The sequence below is a fragment of the Roseateles sp. GW821-FHT03B02 genome (genome assembly GCF_059421025.1).
The window spans coordinates 381,631-396,163 of record NZ_JBWKUV010000001.1; the positions used below are offsets into that span (position 1 = coordinate 381,631).

Sequence of the window (14,533 nt, forward strand, 5' to 3'; positions counted from 1 at the left end):
CCGCTCTCAGTGCTGCAGGATCTTGGCCAGGAAGTCCTTGGCGCGCGGCGAGCGCTCCTCGGGCTTGTTGAAGAAGTCCGAGCTGCTGCAGTCCTCGATGATCTTGCCGGCGTCCATGAAGATGACGCGGTTGCTGACGCGCTTGGCGAAGCCCATCTCGTGCGTCACGCACATCATGGTCATGCCCTCGTTGGCGAGCTGCACCATCACGTCCAGCACTTCGCCGACCATCTCGGGGTCCAGCGCCGAGGTGGGCTCGTCGAACAGCATGACGATGGGGTCCATCGACAGCGCACGGGCGATGGCCACGCGCTGCTGCTGGCCGCCGGAGAGCTGGCCGGGGAACTTGTCCTTGTGGGCGATGAGGCCCACGCGGTCCAGCATCTTCAGGCCGCGTGCCTTGGCATCCTCGGCCGAACGGCCCAGCACCTTGATCTGCGCGATGGTCAGGTTTTCCGTCACCGACAGGTGGGGAAAGAGCTCGAAGTGCTGGAACACCATGCCCACGCGCGAGCGCAGCTTGGGCAGGTTGGTCTTGGGGTCGGCGATGGAGATGCCGTCGACGACGATGTCGCCCTTCTGGAAGGGCTCCAGCGCGTTGACGGTCTTGATCAGCGTCGACTTGCCCGAGCCCGAGGGCCCGCAGACGACGACGACCTCGCCCTTCTTGATGGATGTCGTGCAATCGGTCAGCACCTGGAAGCTGCCGTACCACTTGGAGATGTTCTTGATGTCGATCATGGCGATGCTCGGCTCAACGAATGATGGCGATCTTCTTCTGCAGGCGCCGCACGAGCTGCGACAGGCCGAAGCAGATGACGAAATAGACGACGGCGGCCACGAGGTAGGTCTCGACCGGGCGGTTGAAGTTCTTGCCCGCGACCTCGAAGCCCTTGAGCAGGTCGTACTCGCCGACGGCGTAGACCAGCGAGGTGTCCTGGAAGAGGATGATGGTCTGGGTCAGCAGCACCGGCAGCATGTTGCGAAAGGCCTGGGGCAGCACAACGAAGCGCATCGTCTGGCCGTAGGTCATGCCGACCGCGTAGCCGGCGTTGACCTGGCCCTTGGACACCGACTGGATGCCGGCACGCATGATCTCGGAATAGTAGGTGGCCTCGAACAGCGTGAAGGTGATGAAGGCCGACATCTGCCCGCCCAGCGGCCCGAGAAGCTTGGGGATGAGCAGGAAGAACCACAGGATCACCATCACCAGCGGGATGGAGCGCAGCGTGTCGACATAGAAGGCCGCCGGCGCCGACAGCCATTTGTGGCTGGACAGCCGCATCATCGCCAGCAACGTGCCGAGAATGATGCCGCCGATCATCGAGACCAGCGTGAGCTGGATGGAGAACCAGAAGCCCTTGGCAATGAAGCTCTGGATGACGGCCCAGTTCAGGAAGGAGTAGTCGAGGTTCAGCATCACTTCGCTCCCACCGTGCCGGGGATGCGCACGCGCGCCTCGATGAACTTGGCAACGCGGTTGATCGCGAAGGCGGAGATGAAATAGAGCGCCGTCACGGGGATGAAGATCTCCTCGAAGTGCGAGGTCTCTTCCGAGGCCTGCTGGGCGAACTGCGCCAGCTCGGGAATGCTGACCGCGAAGGCCACGGCCGAGTTCTTGACGATGTTCATGCTCTCGCTGGTCAGCGGCGGGATGACGATGCGAAACGCCATCGGCAGCAGCACGAAGCGGTAGGTCTGAGGCAGGGTCATGCCCATGGCCTGGCCGGCGTAACGCTGGCCACGCGGCAGGGTCTGGATGCCGGCCTTGACCTGCTCACCGATGCGGGCGCTGGTGAAGAAGCCCAGCGCGAAGACGATCAGCACCGACGGGGGCAGCGCCTCGCGCAGCACCGGGAACAGCGACGGGATGACGTGGTACCAGAGGAAGACCTGCACCAGCAGCGGGATGTTGCGGAACAGCTCCGTCCACGCCTCGCCGAAGCGCGCCAGCCACTTGTTGGGCGCCGTGCGGATGATGCCGATCAGCGAGCCCACGACCAGCGCCAGCACCAGGGCCAGCAGCGAGACGGTCAGCGTCCAGCCCCATGCGTGCAGCATCCATTGCAGATAAGTCTGCTCCTTGCCGCCAGGGCCGAAGCAGCCGGCGACGGCCTCGCCGGTGGCGGTGTCATTGCAGTAGAACTGCCAATCCCAACTCATGGGCCTTCTCCTCAAGCCTCTCGTCTAAAGCAAAGCGGGTGCCAGGCACCCGCTTTGCGGCCGTTCAGGTCGATACGCGAATCACTTCTTCGCGTAGTCTTCCATCGGCTTGTCATTCGGGTTGGCCCAGGCGTCCTTGGTGGCGGCGGACAGCGGCAGGCCGATCTTGGTGTTGGTCGGCGGGATGGGCTGCAGGAACCACTTGTCGTAGAGCCTGGCCAGCTCGCCCGACTTCATCATGGCCTTGATGCTGTCGTCCACGGCCTTCTTGAAGGCGGGGTCGTCCTTGCGGATCATGATGGCGATGGGCTCGACGCTCAGCACCTCGCCGACGATCTTGAAGTCGGCCGGCGCCTTGGACGTGGCGATGTTCTTGGCCAGGATGGAGCCGTCCATGACGAAGGCGTCGGCGCGGCCGGAGTCCAGCAGCAGGAAGCTGTCGGCGTGGTCCTTGCCGAAGACTTCCTTGAAGTCCACGCCCGTGGCGCGCTCGTGCTTGCGCAGAGTCTGCACCGAGGTCGTGCCGGTCGTGGTGGCGACCGTCTTGCCGTTGAGCTGGTTGATGGAGGTGATGCCGGAGTTGGCCTTCACGGCAATGCGCACTTCTTCTACATAGGTCGTCACGGCGAAGGCGACGTCCTTCTGGCGGGCAGCGTTGTTGGTGGTGGAACCGCACTCCAGGTCGACGGTGCCGTTGACCGTCAGCGGGATGCGGTTGGCCGACGTGACGGGCTGGTACTTGACCTCGATCTTGCTGCCCAGCTGCTTGCGCAGGTCGGCGACGACATGCTCGCAGACGTCGATGTGGTAGCCGACGTACTTGCCGTCACCGATGGTGTAGGAAAGGCCCGAGGATTCGCGCACACCCATCGTGATCGCGCCGCTGTCCTTGATCTTCTTCAGCGTGTCTTCGGCATGCACGGCCGAAACGCCAGCGAACAGGGCTGCGACGAGCAGAACTTTCTTCATGGAGACTCCAACAACAGGAAGTGGATATCGATAACAGGCATGAGCAGACCACGCCCCGCACTCAGCCCGAATACGGGTTTACACGTGGCATGCGCATGCGGGATGAGGTCATGCCGCGGACGCAAGATAGTCCCACAGCGCCTGGGCCGCGGGCTTCTGCCGGCGCGACAGCTCGGGGCGCTCGCGATAGATGCGCAGCTCCATGCTGACGCTGAACGTGCCCGGCGCCGCAGCCGGCACGAGGCGGCCGCTGGCTATCTCCTTCTGCACGGAGCTGGCCGGCAGGAAGGCGAAGCCGTGCCCCTCCAGGGCCATCGCCTTCAGACCCTCGGCCATGTCGGTCTCATAGATGGCGTCGAGGTTCAGCGCGCAGTCCGCCTCCTTGACGATGAGCTCGACGAGGCGGCCCAGGTAAGCGCCAGCCGCATAGCTCAGGAAAGGGATCTTCTGTCCCGGCCGGCCAGGCAGGCGGAACAGCGGCTCGCCATTGGCGTCCGCCTTGGCATAGGGCGCCAGGGTCTCATGGCCCAGCGACGCCATCTGATAGCGCTCCGGGTCCAACTGCAAGGGCTGGCTGGCATGGTGATAGACCAGCAGCAGGTCGCAGTTGCCTTCGCTGAGCTGCAGCATGGCGTCGTGCACATTGGCGGCATTGAGCCGGCACTTGATCGCCCCGAAGCCGCGGCGCAGGCCCATCAGCCAGTGCGGGAAGAAGGAGAAGGCCAGCGAGTGCGGCACGGCGAACTCGATCATGTCCTGGTCGGCCGCCTGGTGGCTGCGCAGCATGTTGCGCGTCGCCTGCAGATTGCCCAGCAGCTCCACCGCCTGGGCCAGCAGTGTCGCGCCGGCGGCAGTGAGCCGCGTCGGATACGACGAGCGGTCCACCAGATCGACCCCGGCCCAGGCCTCCAGCGCCTGAATGCGCCGCGAGAAGGCCGGCTGGGTCACGTGGCGGAGCTGGGCCGATCGGGAGAAGCTGCGCGTCTCGGCCAGGCTGACGAAGTCTTCAAGCCATTTGGTTTCCACGCAGGGCAGTGTAGCCAGGGGCCCCAAGCCGACGTCGCCACCCGTACGACCCGTGGTTTCCCGCACAGGCCGCTGCGCCCCCCCCTCAAACCCGGTCCGGCCCCCTCAACTGAAGGGGCCTCGCTGCGCCCGGCAGGGGAGCGCTTGTTTACAGTCCTGACCACAAACCCAACTCGAACATCCTGGACGGAGAACGCCATGCGCACGACGAGCAAACTACTGGCACTCGCCTTGACGGCGACCATGCAGTCCGCCATGGCTGGCACTGTTCTGCTGAGTTTCGAGGATCTGACCGCCAGCGAGCAGTTGACGACCCGCTATGCCGGCGTCACCGCCAAGGATGCCGCCTGGGCCGTCACATCCGAGGCCTGCACCTTCAGCGGAGTCCCCGGCGATGCGAGTTTCAGCCGCCCGGGCAGTTGCGGAGCACTCTGGCTGGCGCAGGATCCGGCCGCCGACACCAAGACGACGAAGTCGCTGACGCTGACGCTGGCTGACGGCTTCGATGCGCTGTCGTTCATCTATTCCAGTGGTGACGACAACTCTGTTCTGAAAGTTCACGTCTATGACGACCTGGGCAAGGAGCTGGGCGTCGGCCTGGACAGTCTGAAGGGCACGAGTTGCGGCGGCGTCAACTTCATCTACTGCCGCTGGTCGTCAACGGTCACTCTGAATTTCACAGGCGTCGCACGCTCGGTCGTGTTCACGGCTATGGATCAGACCATGATGCTGGATGACCTTAGCTTCACGACCCCCACGACCAGTGGCCGCCTGCCGGAGCCGACCAGTGTGGCCCTGACGCTCGGCGCGCTCGGCGCACTGGGCTGGAGCCGCAAGCGCACCGCTCGCTGAGCCCCGGCTTCCAGCGCAAGAACGACCGCCATGGCGGTCGTTTTTTATTGCCGACGCGAAGACCCGCAAAGCATCACACGACTTGAATCGTCTCACTCCGTCCCTATAATCCAAGGCTGCTAGCACTCAGCGCAATCGAGTGCTAACGAAATCGGGTCGATTCCTCGGCCCCATTTTTCCGGCGAGCCGCTGCCCAGCGCCGCGGCCGCTTCAGTTCCAACTCTCAAGGAGATTCCATGAAGCTGCGCCCCCTGCACGATCGCGTGATCGTTCGTCGTCTGGAGCAAGAAACCAAGACCGCCTCGGGCATCGTCATCCCCGACAACGCCGCCGAGAAGCCTGATCAAGGTGAAGTCCTGGCCGTCGGCCCGGGCAAGCGCAACGACAAGGGTGAGTTCGTGGCCCTGAACGTCGCCGTCGGCGACCGCGTCCTGTTCGGCAAGTACTCCGGCCAGGCCGTCAAGGTCGACGGCGAAGAACTGCTGGTCATGCGTGAAGAGGATCTGTTTGCGGTTGTGCAGAAGTAATCTGCCACCAAACAAATCGACTCTGACCCCAATTTAAGTATCCGGAGAATCAAATGGCAGCAAAAGACGTGATCTTTGGCGGCGAGGCCCGTGCCCGCATGGTTGAAGGCGTGAACATCCTGGCCAATGCGGTCAAGGTGACCCTGGGCCCCAAGGGCCGCAATGTGGTGCTCGAGCGCTCCTTCGGCGCCCCCACCGTGACCAAGGACGGCGTGTCCGTGGCCAAGGAAATCGAGCTCAAGGACAAGCTCCAGAACATGGGCGCCCAGATGGTCAAGGAAGTCGCTTCCAAGACCAGCGACAACGCCGGTGACGGCACCACCACCGCCACGGTCCTGGCCCAGGCCATCGTCCGCGAAGGCATGAAGTACGTGGCCGCCGGCATGAACCCGATGGACCTGAAGCGCGGCATCGACAAGGCCGTGCAAGCCCTGGTCGCCCAGCTCAAGGCCGCCTCCAAGGCCACCACGACCTCCAAGGAAATCGCCCAGGTCGGCACCATCTCGGCCAACAGCGATGCCGACGTCGGCCAGATCATCGCCAACGCGATGGACAAGGTTGGCAAGGAAGGCGTCATCACCGTTGAAGACGGCAAGAGCCTGAACAACGAGCTGGACGTCGTCGAAGGCATGCAGTTCGACCGCGGCTACCTGTCGCCCTACTTCATCAACAACCCGGAAAAGCAATCCGCGATTCTGGACAACCCCTTCGTGCTGCTGTACGACAAAAAGGTGTCCAACATCCGCGACCTGCTGCCCACGCTGGAAGCCGTCGCCAAGGCCGGCCGTCCGCTGCTGATCATTGCCGAGGAAGTCGAGGGCGAAGCCCTGGCGACCCTGGTGGTCAACACCATCCGCGGCATCCTGAAGGTTGTCGCCGTCAAGGCTCCGGGCTTCGGCGACCGCCGCAAGGCCATGCTGGAAGACATCGCCATCCTGACGGGCGGCAAGGTCATCGCCGAGGAAGTCGGCCTGTCGCTCGAGAAGGTCACGCTGGCTGACCTGGGCCAGGCCAAGCGCGTCGAAGTGGGCAAGGAAAACACCACCATCATCGACGGCGCCGGTGCCGCTGCCGACATCGAAGCCCGCGTCAAGCAAGTGCGCATCCAGATCGAGGAAGCCACCAGCGACTATGACCGCGAGAAGCTGCAAGAGCGCGTGGCCAAGCTGGCCGGCGGCGTGGCCGTCATCAAGGTCGGTGCAGCCACCGAAGTCGAGATGAAGGAAAAGAAGGCCCGTGTCGAAGACGCGCTGCACGCCACGCGTGCAGCCGTTGAAGAGGGCATCGTGGCTGGTGGCGGCGTCGCACTGCTGCGCGCCAAGCAGGCCGCTGGCGAGATCAAGGGCGACAACGCCGACCAGGACGCCGGCATCAAGCTGGTCCTGCGCGCCATCGAAGCCCCGCTGCGCGAGATCGTCTACAACGCCGGTGGCGAAGCCTCCGTCGTCGTCAACGCCGTGCTGGCCGGCAAGGGCAACTACGGCTTCAATGCCGCCAACGACACCTATGGCGACATGATCGAGATGGGCATCCTGGACCCGACCAAGGTGACCCGCACCGCACTGCAGAACGCCGCGTCCGTCGCGTCGCTGATGCTGACGACCGAGTGCATGGTCGCTGAGTCGCCCAAGGAAGAAGCCGCCGGCGGCGGCATGCCTGGCGGCATGGGCGGCATGGGTGGCATGGGCGGCATGGACATGTAAGTCCGGGCCGGCGACACACCCGTCGCTAACTGACCAAGGGGCTGCGCGAGCAGCCCCTTTTTTCATGGGCCAGGGGAAGGCCCCAGCAGCGCCACGTCGTGCCACCGGACATGAAGCCGGCGCGCCGATCTGAAAAAGCGTGAAAAGGTCCTGAAGCGAGGCCCTTGCCATGTGATTCGGGGGTGGGTAAGCGCAAGCAACACGCCAGCCTGCGCCAATCGGGCGCCGGATAATTGCGTTAAGCCGCCCTCGCTCTCCATGCCTCCCAACCTGCATCCTCACGATCTCCTCGACCACGCGCTGACCGAAGCCGGTCCGCTGGCGCGCGAGTTGCTGAACGTGGTGCAGGACGAACTCGACGCCCGCCCCCAGCACTTCCCGCTGCGCGAAGGCTGGCGCAAGGTACGCGCCCATTTCGCGGCCGACTTCGAAGGCAAGCTCATCGAGTTGCTGCAGGCTGGCCGACGCGGCGAGGACCCGCTGCACCGCGCACCGCCGCAGATCGGCGGCCTCGAGAGTCTCAGCCTCGTCGACGAGCATCAGGCCCTGCAGGACGTGGCCATCGCCCATGTCGCGCACACGGCCGAGGAACTCAGTCGCGCCGAACTGCACCAGATCGGCAACTTCTTCGCCGCCCTGCGCGGCACCGCCAGGGCCCGTGAGCGGGACAACCCGCTGCGCCCCGCCCTCTTCGCCCACGCGCTGCACCATGCGCTGGCGGCCAGCCCCCTGGGCGCCGAGGCACAGTACGAGCTGATGCGCGTGGCCGCCACGCCGCTGGCCCGCGCGCTGAACCGCCTCTACGTGCAGTCCTGCACAACGCTTCACGCCGCCGACATCGGCGACATGGTGGCCTCGCACGGCCGCGCGCAGACCGACCCGCTGGCCCACCAGCGCCTGGCGGCCGCACGCGGCGTCGGCCAGCGCCCGACGAACCACGGCACCCTGGACGGCCTGTCGCGCCGCGTCGAGGTCATCAACTCGCGGCCCCAGGGCCTGGCCCCGGCGACCCAGCGCGACCCGCTGGCCCCCGCGCCCTTCGTGCGCACGACCGGGCCGGACATGCTGAGCCGGCTCTACGACCAGATCCTGGCCGACCCGCGCCTGCTGCCGCCGCTCAAGGCGCTGCTGGCGCGGCTGCAGATCGCCGTCGTGCGGCTGGCGCGCAGCGACGCGATGCTGCTGCGCCGCCAGGACCACCCCACCTGGGCGCTGCTGAACCGCGTCGCCGCCCACGGCATGGCCTTCGACCGCGCCGACGACGCGCGTTTCGTGGGCTTCCTGCGCTTCATGGAGGCCGAGGCCCAGCTCCTGGTCGATGCGCCGACACCCACGGCCCTGCTCTTCCAGCAGGTGCTGGCCCGCGTCGACGCCCACATCGACCAGCAGGCGCGCCAGAGCGGCGAGCTCAACGCAGTCGCACTGGCCGCGCTGGAGCGAGAGCACCTGCGCAACGACTGGCGCGAACTGCTGCGCGAGCAGGTCGACCACCAGATCGCGGACTCGCCGCTCGGCCCGCGCATGCACCGCTTCCTGCAGACGAGCTGGGTCGACGTCATCGTCGCGGCCATGGTGCGCCACGGCCGCGACTCGCGCGAGGCCCAGGCCGCCATGGAAGTGGTGGACGCCGTGCTCGACAGCCTCATCACGCCGCGCGACCTCGCCGACCGCGAGGCACTGCGCATGCGCCTGCCAGTGCTGATCGAGCGCCTGGTCACCGGCTGCGACAGCATCCAGTTGCCCGAGGCCAGGCGCGAGCCGCCGCTGTCCGAGCTGATGGGCCAGCATGCACGGCTGCTGCGCGGCCTGCCCGCCATGGACCCGGCCGACCGTCGCCCGCCCCCGCCCAGGCCGGCGGCCAGCAACGCCGCGCCAGCCTCGGCGGACGAGATCGTGCGGCGGCTGATGGAAGAGCGCGACTCCCAGGTGCCATCGCACTGGCTGAGCGCCGACGTCGACCGGGGCGAGCTGCCGACCGTGCCGGTGCAGCTCTACAACGAGAACGATTCACCCGACGCCCGTGCCGCGCTGCAGCGCTGGATCGACAGCGTCGAGATCGGCCGCTGGTTCCACATGTTCATCCAGGGCGACTGGCACACCGCCCAGGTCGCCTGGATCGGCGAGGGCCGCCAGTTCATGCTCTTCGTCGGGCGCGAGGCCGACGAGCGCCTGCCGCTGACGCGCCGCGCGCTGGAAGCCCTGCTTGCCAACGGCCTCATCACGGCGCTGGAGGACGACAGCGTCGTGCAGCGCGCCGTCGACACACTGATGAGCGACCTCGACGGCGGGTGATGACCCACCTCCGAGGCGCTGACGCGCCTCCGCCTCAAGGGGGGCGCCGCCAGCGGCCTTGCAAAGCCAGTTCCGCGGCGACCGCGCGAGGAGCGTCGGGCTACGCCGCCGCAACCGCTCCGGCGCCTGAGTGCGTCCACTCATGAAGGGCGATGGCCACGTCGCCGACGCCACTCTTCTTCAGCGCCGAGAACAGCGTCACCGCCACGTCCGACTCCTCGGTCGTCATGCCGGCCAGGAACTCCGTCGTCGCGCGCAGCGCGGCGTCGGCCTCCCTGCGGTTGAGCTTGTCGGACTTGGTCAGCAGCACCAGCAGCTTGATCTCGCCGGTCGCGACGCGGGCGGCGACGAACTCCAGCAACTGCTTGTCCAGGTCGGTCAGCCCCAGGCGGGAATCGACCATCAGCACGACGCCCGACAGGCTGCGGCGCACGGCCAGGTAGTCGGCCATCACCTTCTGCCAGCGCAGCTTGGCCGCCTTGGCCACGGCCGCGTAGCCATAGCCGGGCAGGTCGGCGAAGAGCGCATCCGGCGCGTCCTTCGGGCCCAGCTCGAAGAGGTTGATGTGCTGGGTGCGGCCCGGCGTCTTGGACGCGAAGGCTAGGCGCTTCTGCTGGGCCAGCGTGTTGATGGCGGTGGACTTGCCGGCATTGGAGCGGCCGACGAAGGCGATCTCGGGCAGCTCGGTGGCAGGCAGGTGGACGAGCTGGCTGGCGGTGGTCAGGAAGCGCGCAGTGTGCGTCCAGGCCAGGGCGAGCTTTTCGGTGGCGGGCTCGGCGGCCGAGGCCTCAGGGATTGTGTCGGTCATGGAAAGCTCGGGCGCTGTGATTCAGCATTGTAAAATTCTCGGGTTGCGCCCTTTGAGACCTCAAAAATCCATGAAGACTGTCGCCTTTCTCCTGTCGAGTCTGCTGCTGGCCGCCACGGCTCATGCGAACGAGCCCGCGGCCGCTGCCACCAAGCCCGACCTCGCCAAGGGTGGCGCCATCTCGGCCCAGGTCTGCGCAGCCTGCCACACGGCCGACGGCTCGCGCGGCAGCCCGGCCAACCCCATCCTGCAGGGCCAGCACGCCGAATACCTAGTCAAGCAGCTGACCGAATTCAAGGCCGGCAAGCGCAAGAACGCCGTCATGAGCGGCATGGCCGCGCCGCTGTCGGAGGAAGACATCCGCAACGTCGCCGCCTTCTACGCGAGCAAGACCGCCAAGCCCGGCTTTGCCAAGAACAAGGACACCGTCGCGCTGGGCGAGAAGATCTGGCGTGGCGGCATCGCCGAGCGCAACGTGCCGGCCTGCGCGGGCTGCCACGGCCCGACCGGCTCCGGCCTGCCGGCCCAGTACCCGCGCCTCTCCGGCCAGCACGGCGACTACGTCGAGGCCCAGATGACCGCCTTCCGCAGCGGCGCCCGTGCCAACGGCCCGATGATGGTCACCATCGCCGCCAAGATGAATGACAAGGAAATCAAGGCCGTCTCCGACTACGTCGCGGGCCTGCGTTGATCCAGCACAAGCAGCCTTGCTGAACGAAGGCCGGTGTCACGCACCGGCCTTTTTTCTTGGCCGACACTCCCCCGCCTGATGTCCTCCACAGCCGCCCCCCGCTCCTCCGCCGCCCGCGAACTGCTGGATCTGCTCTCGTCCATGCGCTTCGCCATCACGCTGCTCAGCGTGATCTGCATCGCCTCGGTCATCGGCACGGTGCTGCGCCAGAGCGAGCCCATGGGCAACTACATCAACCAGTTCGGCCCCTTCTGGGCCGAGGTGTTCGGCAAGCTGGGGCTGTACACCGTCTACAGCACGGCCTGGTTCCTCATCATCCTGGCCTTCCTGGTCGTCTCGACCAGCCTGTGCATCATCCGCAACACGCCCAAGATCATTGCGGACCTGAAAAGCTACAAGGAAGGCGTGCGAGAACAGTCGCTGCAGGCCCACCACCACAAGGCCATCGGCGAGCTGCCCAGCAACCCGCAGATGGCTCTGGCCGAGATCGGCGCCGCGCTCACCCAGCTCGGCTGGAAGGCCCGCGTGCAGCAGCGCGACAACGGCACCATGATTGCGGCCCGCAAGGGCGCGGCCAACAAGATCGGCTACCTCGCCGCCCACTCGGCCATCGTGCTCATCCTCGTCGGCGGTGTGCTGGACGGCAACGCCATGGTCAAGCTGGCGATGTGGGCCCAGGGCAAGCAGCTTTACACCGGCTCGGGCTTCGTGTCCGACATCAAGCCCGAACACCGCCTGTCCACCGCCAACCCGAGCTTTCGCGGCAATGTCTCGGTGGCCGAGAACCAGCGCCAGGGCATCGCCGTGCTCAGCCTGCCCAGCGGCGTCGTGCTGCAGGACCTGCCCTTCGACATCGAGCTCAAGAAGTTCAGCGTCGACTACTACCCCACCGGCATGCCCAAGAGCTTCGCCAGTGCCATCGTCATCCACGACGGCGGCGTGACGCGGCAGGCCACGGTCAAGGTCAACGAGCCCGTCATCCACAAGGGCCTGGCCATCTATCAGAGCAGCTTCGAGGACGGAGGCAGCAAGCTGCGCCTGAGCGGCCTGCCGCTCACCAGCAGCGGGGCGCCGATCAAGATCGAAGGCCGCGTCGGCACCAAGCTGGCCTTCGGCGAGCAGGCGCTGGAGCTGGACGGCCTGCGCGTCATCAACGTCGAGAACCTGGGCGGTGGCGACAACGCCAGCGGCGCCGACGTGCGCAAGGTCGACCTCGGCGAGACCCTGGGCAAGCACCTCGGCAGCGGCGCCAAGGCCAGCGGGGACAAATCCCTGCACAACGTCGGCCCGAGCTTCAGCTACAAGCTGCGAGACGCCTCCGGCCAGGCGCGCGAGTTCAACAACTACATGCTGCCTGTCGAGCTGGACGGCCAGAAGCTCTTCCTCGCCGGCGTGCGCGACACGCCCGCCGAGGCCTTCCGCTACCTGCGTATGCCGGCCGACGAGAACGGCGAGCTGGCCGGCTGGCTGCGGCTGCGACAGGCGCTGGCCGACCCGGCTCAGCGCGACGCCGCCGCCCAGCGCTACGCGGCTGCCGCCACGCCTCCCAACCAGCCGCAGCTGCTGCCCCAGCTCAAGCAGACCGCCCAGCGCGCGCTCACGCTGTTCTCGGGCGCCGCGGCCAAGCCCGGCGATGAAGTCAAGGGCGGCCTGCCCGCGCTGTCGCAGTTCATCGAGCGCGACGTGCCCGAATCCGACCGCCAGCGCGTCTCCGAAGTGCTGCTGCGCATCCTCAACGGCAGCCTGTTCGAGCTCAACCAGCTCGCCCGCGAGCGCGCCGGCCTCAAGCCCGCCGCCACCGACGCCGCCACGCAAGGCTTCATGACCCAGGCCGTGCTGTCCCTGTCCGACAGCCTCTACTACCCCGCCCCCATGCTGCTGCAGCTGCAGGACTTCGAGCAGGTGCAGGCCAGCGTCTTCCAGGTCGCCCGCGCCCCTGGACAGAAGCTGGTCTATCTGGGCGCCCTCTTGCTCATCGTCGGCGTCTTCGCCATGCTCTACATCAAGGAGCGCCGGCTGTGGGTGTGGATCGCGCCCAGCACCGAGCCCGCCAGCTCGCAGGTGCGCATGGCCATGTCCAGCACCCGCGAGTCGCCCGACAACGCCGCCCTGTTCGCCCAGTTGAAAGCTGCTCTGCTGAAGGAGCCCTCATGAACACCACCACCTTCGACTTGGCCGCCCGCCACAAGCTGCAGCGCCGCGACACCCTCGACTGGGTCTTCGCCGCCCTCGTGCTGCTGGGCGGCGGCTATGCCTTCAGCCGCTACCACGCCAGCATGGACGTCTACGAGCAGGGCATCCTGCTGTGCGCCATGCCGGCGCTGATCGCGCTGGGCTGGTTCTGGAAGCCGCTGCGGGCGCTCAGCGTTGCAGCCGGCGCGGCCACGCTGCTGGCCATCGGCCTGTACGGCCAGCACACCGACGGCTTCGGCGCCGACCTCGCCGCCGGCGAGCAGGTCTTCTGGCTCAAATACATGCTGTCCAGCCAGAGCGCCATCCTGTGGATGAGCCTGCTGTTCTACATGAGCATGCTCTTCTACTGGGGCGGCTTCTTCACAGGCGCGGGCCGCAACAGCGTGGCCGAGGTCGTCGGCTCCAAGCTGGCCTGGGGTGGCGTGCTGATGGCGCTGATCGGCACGCTCGTGCGCTGGTACGAGAGCCACCAGATCGGCCCCGACATCGGCCACATCCCCGTCAGCAACCTCTACGAAGTCTTCGTGCTGTTCTGCTGGTTGACGACACTGTTCTATCTGTACTACGAGCAGCGCTTCGCCACGCGCTCTCTGGGCGCCTACGTGATGCTGGTCGTCAGCGGCGCGGTCAGCTTCCTGCTCTGGTACACGCTGGCACGCGAGGCCCAGGAGATCCAGCCGCTGGTGCCGGCCCTGCAGAGCTGGTGGATGAAGATCCACGTGCCGGCCAACTTCGTCGGCTACGGCAGCTTCGCGCTGGCCGCCATGGTGGCCCTGGCCTACCTGCTGAAGACGGCACAGACGCGCGCCCTCGTCATCGGCCTCATCGCCATGCCGCTGGGCATCGTCGCGCTCATCCTCGCGGTGCGCTTCGGCGCCAACGTCGATGCCGCGACCGTCGCCGGCCTGAACGGCTGGGCCTACAAGATCGCCGGCGTCGCCGCCTTCCTGGCGCTGGCCGTCGCGCTGCGCAGCCGCCTCACGGCCCGCCTGCCCGACCTGCCCCAGCTCGACGACCTCATGTACAAGGCCATCGCGCTGGGCTTCGCCTTCTTCACCATCGCCACCATCCTGGGCGCCTTCTGGGCCGCCGAGGCCTGGGGCGGCTACTGGAGCTGGGACCCGAAGGAAACCTGGGCGCTGATCGTCTGGCTCAACTACGCGGCCTGGCTGCACATGCGGCTGATGAAGGGCCTGCGCGGCATGGCCTCGGCCTGGTGGGCGCTGGTGGGCCTGCTGGTCACGACCTTCGCCTTCCTGGGCGTCAACATGTTCCTGTCGGGCCTGCACAGCTACGGCACGCTGTAAGC

13 protein-coding genes are annotated in these 14,533 nt (G+C 66.7%); 7 read left to right on the forward strand and 6 right to left on the reverse strand.

The annotated features are described in order from the left end of the window. Window positions 1–6: 6 nt before the first annotated feature. From AC07VX_RS01760 to AC07VX_RS01780, 5 genes are all read right to left on the reverse strand, one after another. Entirely contained in the window at window positions 7–741 is a 735-nt protein-coding gene (locus AC07VX_RS01760) for an amino acid ABC transporter ATP-binding protein (RefSeq protein WP_493163449.1), read from the reverse strand. Window positions 742–754: 13 nt separating this feature from the next. Further along, complete coding sequence (locus AC07VX_RS01765) at window positions 755–1,420, reverse strand: amino acid ABC transporter permease (protein WP_493163448.1); 666 nt, start codon at window positions 1,418–1,420, stop codon at window positions 755–757. After that, a complete protein-coding gene (locus AC07VX_RS01770) occupies window positions 1,420–2,163 on the reverse strand; it encodes an amino acid ABC transporter permease (protein WP_493163447.1) in 744 nt (247 codons plus the stop codon). Before AC07VX_RS01770 ends, AC07VX_RS01765 begins: the two co-directional genes overlap by 1 nt. Window positions 2,164–2,244: 81 nt before the next feature. After that, window positions 2,245–3,132, reverse strand: a complete 888-nt coding sequence (locus AC07VX_RS01775; protein ID WP_493163446.1) for an amino acid ABC transporter substrate-binding protein — start codon at window positions 3,130–3,132, stop codon at window positions 2,245–2,247. 108 nt (window positions 3,133–3,240) lie between these two features. After that, window positions 3,241–4,158 (reverse strand): LysR substrate-binding domain-containing protein, encoded by a 918-nt coding sequence (locus AC07VX_RS01780; RefSeq protein WP_493163445.1) that lies wholly within the window; start codon window positions 4,156–4,158, stop codon window positions 3,241–3,243. A gap of 198 nt (window positions 4,159–4,356) precedes the next feature. Between AC07VX_RS01780 and AC07VX_RS01785 the strand changes: the two genes are divergently transcribed. The 4 genes from AC07VX_RS01785 (at window position 4,357) to AC07VX_RS01800 (ending at window position 9,532) form a co-directional block, all read left to right on the forward strand. Continuing rightward, window positions 4,357–5,010, forward strand: coding sequence for a PEP-CTERM sorting domain-containing protein (locus AC07VX_RS01785; protein ID WP_493163444.1), 654 nt, complete (start codon window positions 4,357–4,359; stop codon window positions 5,008–5,010). Between the two features lie 236 nt (window positions 5,011–5,246). After that, window positions 5,247–5,537: a co-chaperone GroES gene (gene groES, locus AC07VX_RS01790; protein WP_493163443.1), complete on the forward strand. Its 291-nt coding sequence runs from the start codon at window positions 5,247–5,249 to the stop codon at window positions 5,535–5,537. Window positions 5,538–5,590: 53 nt separating this feature from the next. Beyond that, on the forward strand, window positions 5,591–7,240 hold the full coding sequence (gene groL, locus AC07VX_RS01795; protein ID WP_493163442.1) for a chaperonin GroEL: 1,650 nt from the start codon (window positions 5,591–5,593) through the stop codon (window positions 7,238–7,240). Window positions 7,241–7,498: 258 nt separating this feature from the next. Further along, window positions 7,499–9,532: a DUF1631 family protein gene (locus AC07VX_RS01800; RefSeq protein ID WP_493163441.1), complete on the forward strand. Its 2,034-nt coding sequence runs from the start codon at window positions 7,499–7,501 to the stop codon at window positions 9,530–9,532. Window positions 9,533–9,632: 100 nt separating this feature from the next. Here AC07VX_RS01800 and yihA read toward each other — a convergent pair whose 3' ends face one another. After that, on the reverse strand, window positions 9,633–10,340 hold the full coding sequence (yihA, locus tag AC07VX_RS01805) for a ribosome biogenesis GTP-binding protein YihA/YsxC (RefSeq protein ID WP_493163440.1): 708 nt from the start codon (window positions 10,338–10,340) through the stop codon (window positions 9,633–9,635). A 70-nt stretch (window positions 10,341–10,410) separates the two neighbouring features. Between yihA and AC07VX_RS01810 the strand changes: the two genes are divergently transcribed. The 3 genes from AC07VX_RS01810 (at window position 10,411) to ccsB (ending at window position 14,531) form a co-directional block, all read left to right on the forward strand. Further along, window positions 10,411–11,031, forward strand: coding sequence for a c-type cytochrome (locus AC07VX_RS01810; protein ID WP_493163439.1), 621 nt, complete (start codon window positions 10,411–10,413; stop codon window positions 11,029–11,031). A gap of 78 nt (window positions 11,032–11,109) precedes the next feature. Next, window positions 11,110–13,185 carry a cytochrome c biogenesis protein ResB gene (locus AC07VX_RS01815; RefSeq protein WP_493163438.1) on the forward strand — a complete coding sequence of 692 codons (2,076 nt, stop codon included), beginning with the start codon at window positions 11,110–11,112 and terminating at the stop codon, window positions 13,183–13,185. Further along, the gene (gene ccsB / locus AC07VX_RS01820) at window positions 13,182–14,531 is read left to right on the forward strand and encodes a c-type cytochrome biogenesis protein CcsB (RefSeq protein ID WP_493163437.1); all 1,350 of its coding nucleotides are present in this window, start codon (window positions 13,182–13,184) and stop codon (window positions 14,529–14,531) included. The genes AC07VX_RS01815 and ccsB overlap by 4 nt, the downstream gene beginning before the upstream one ends. Window positions 14,532–14,533 lie beyond the last annotated feature (2 nt).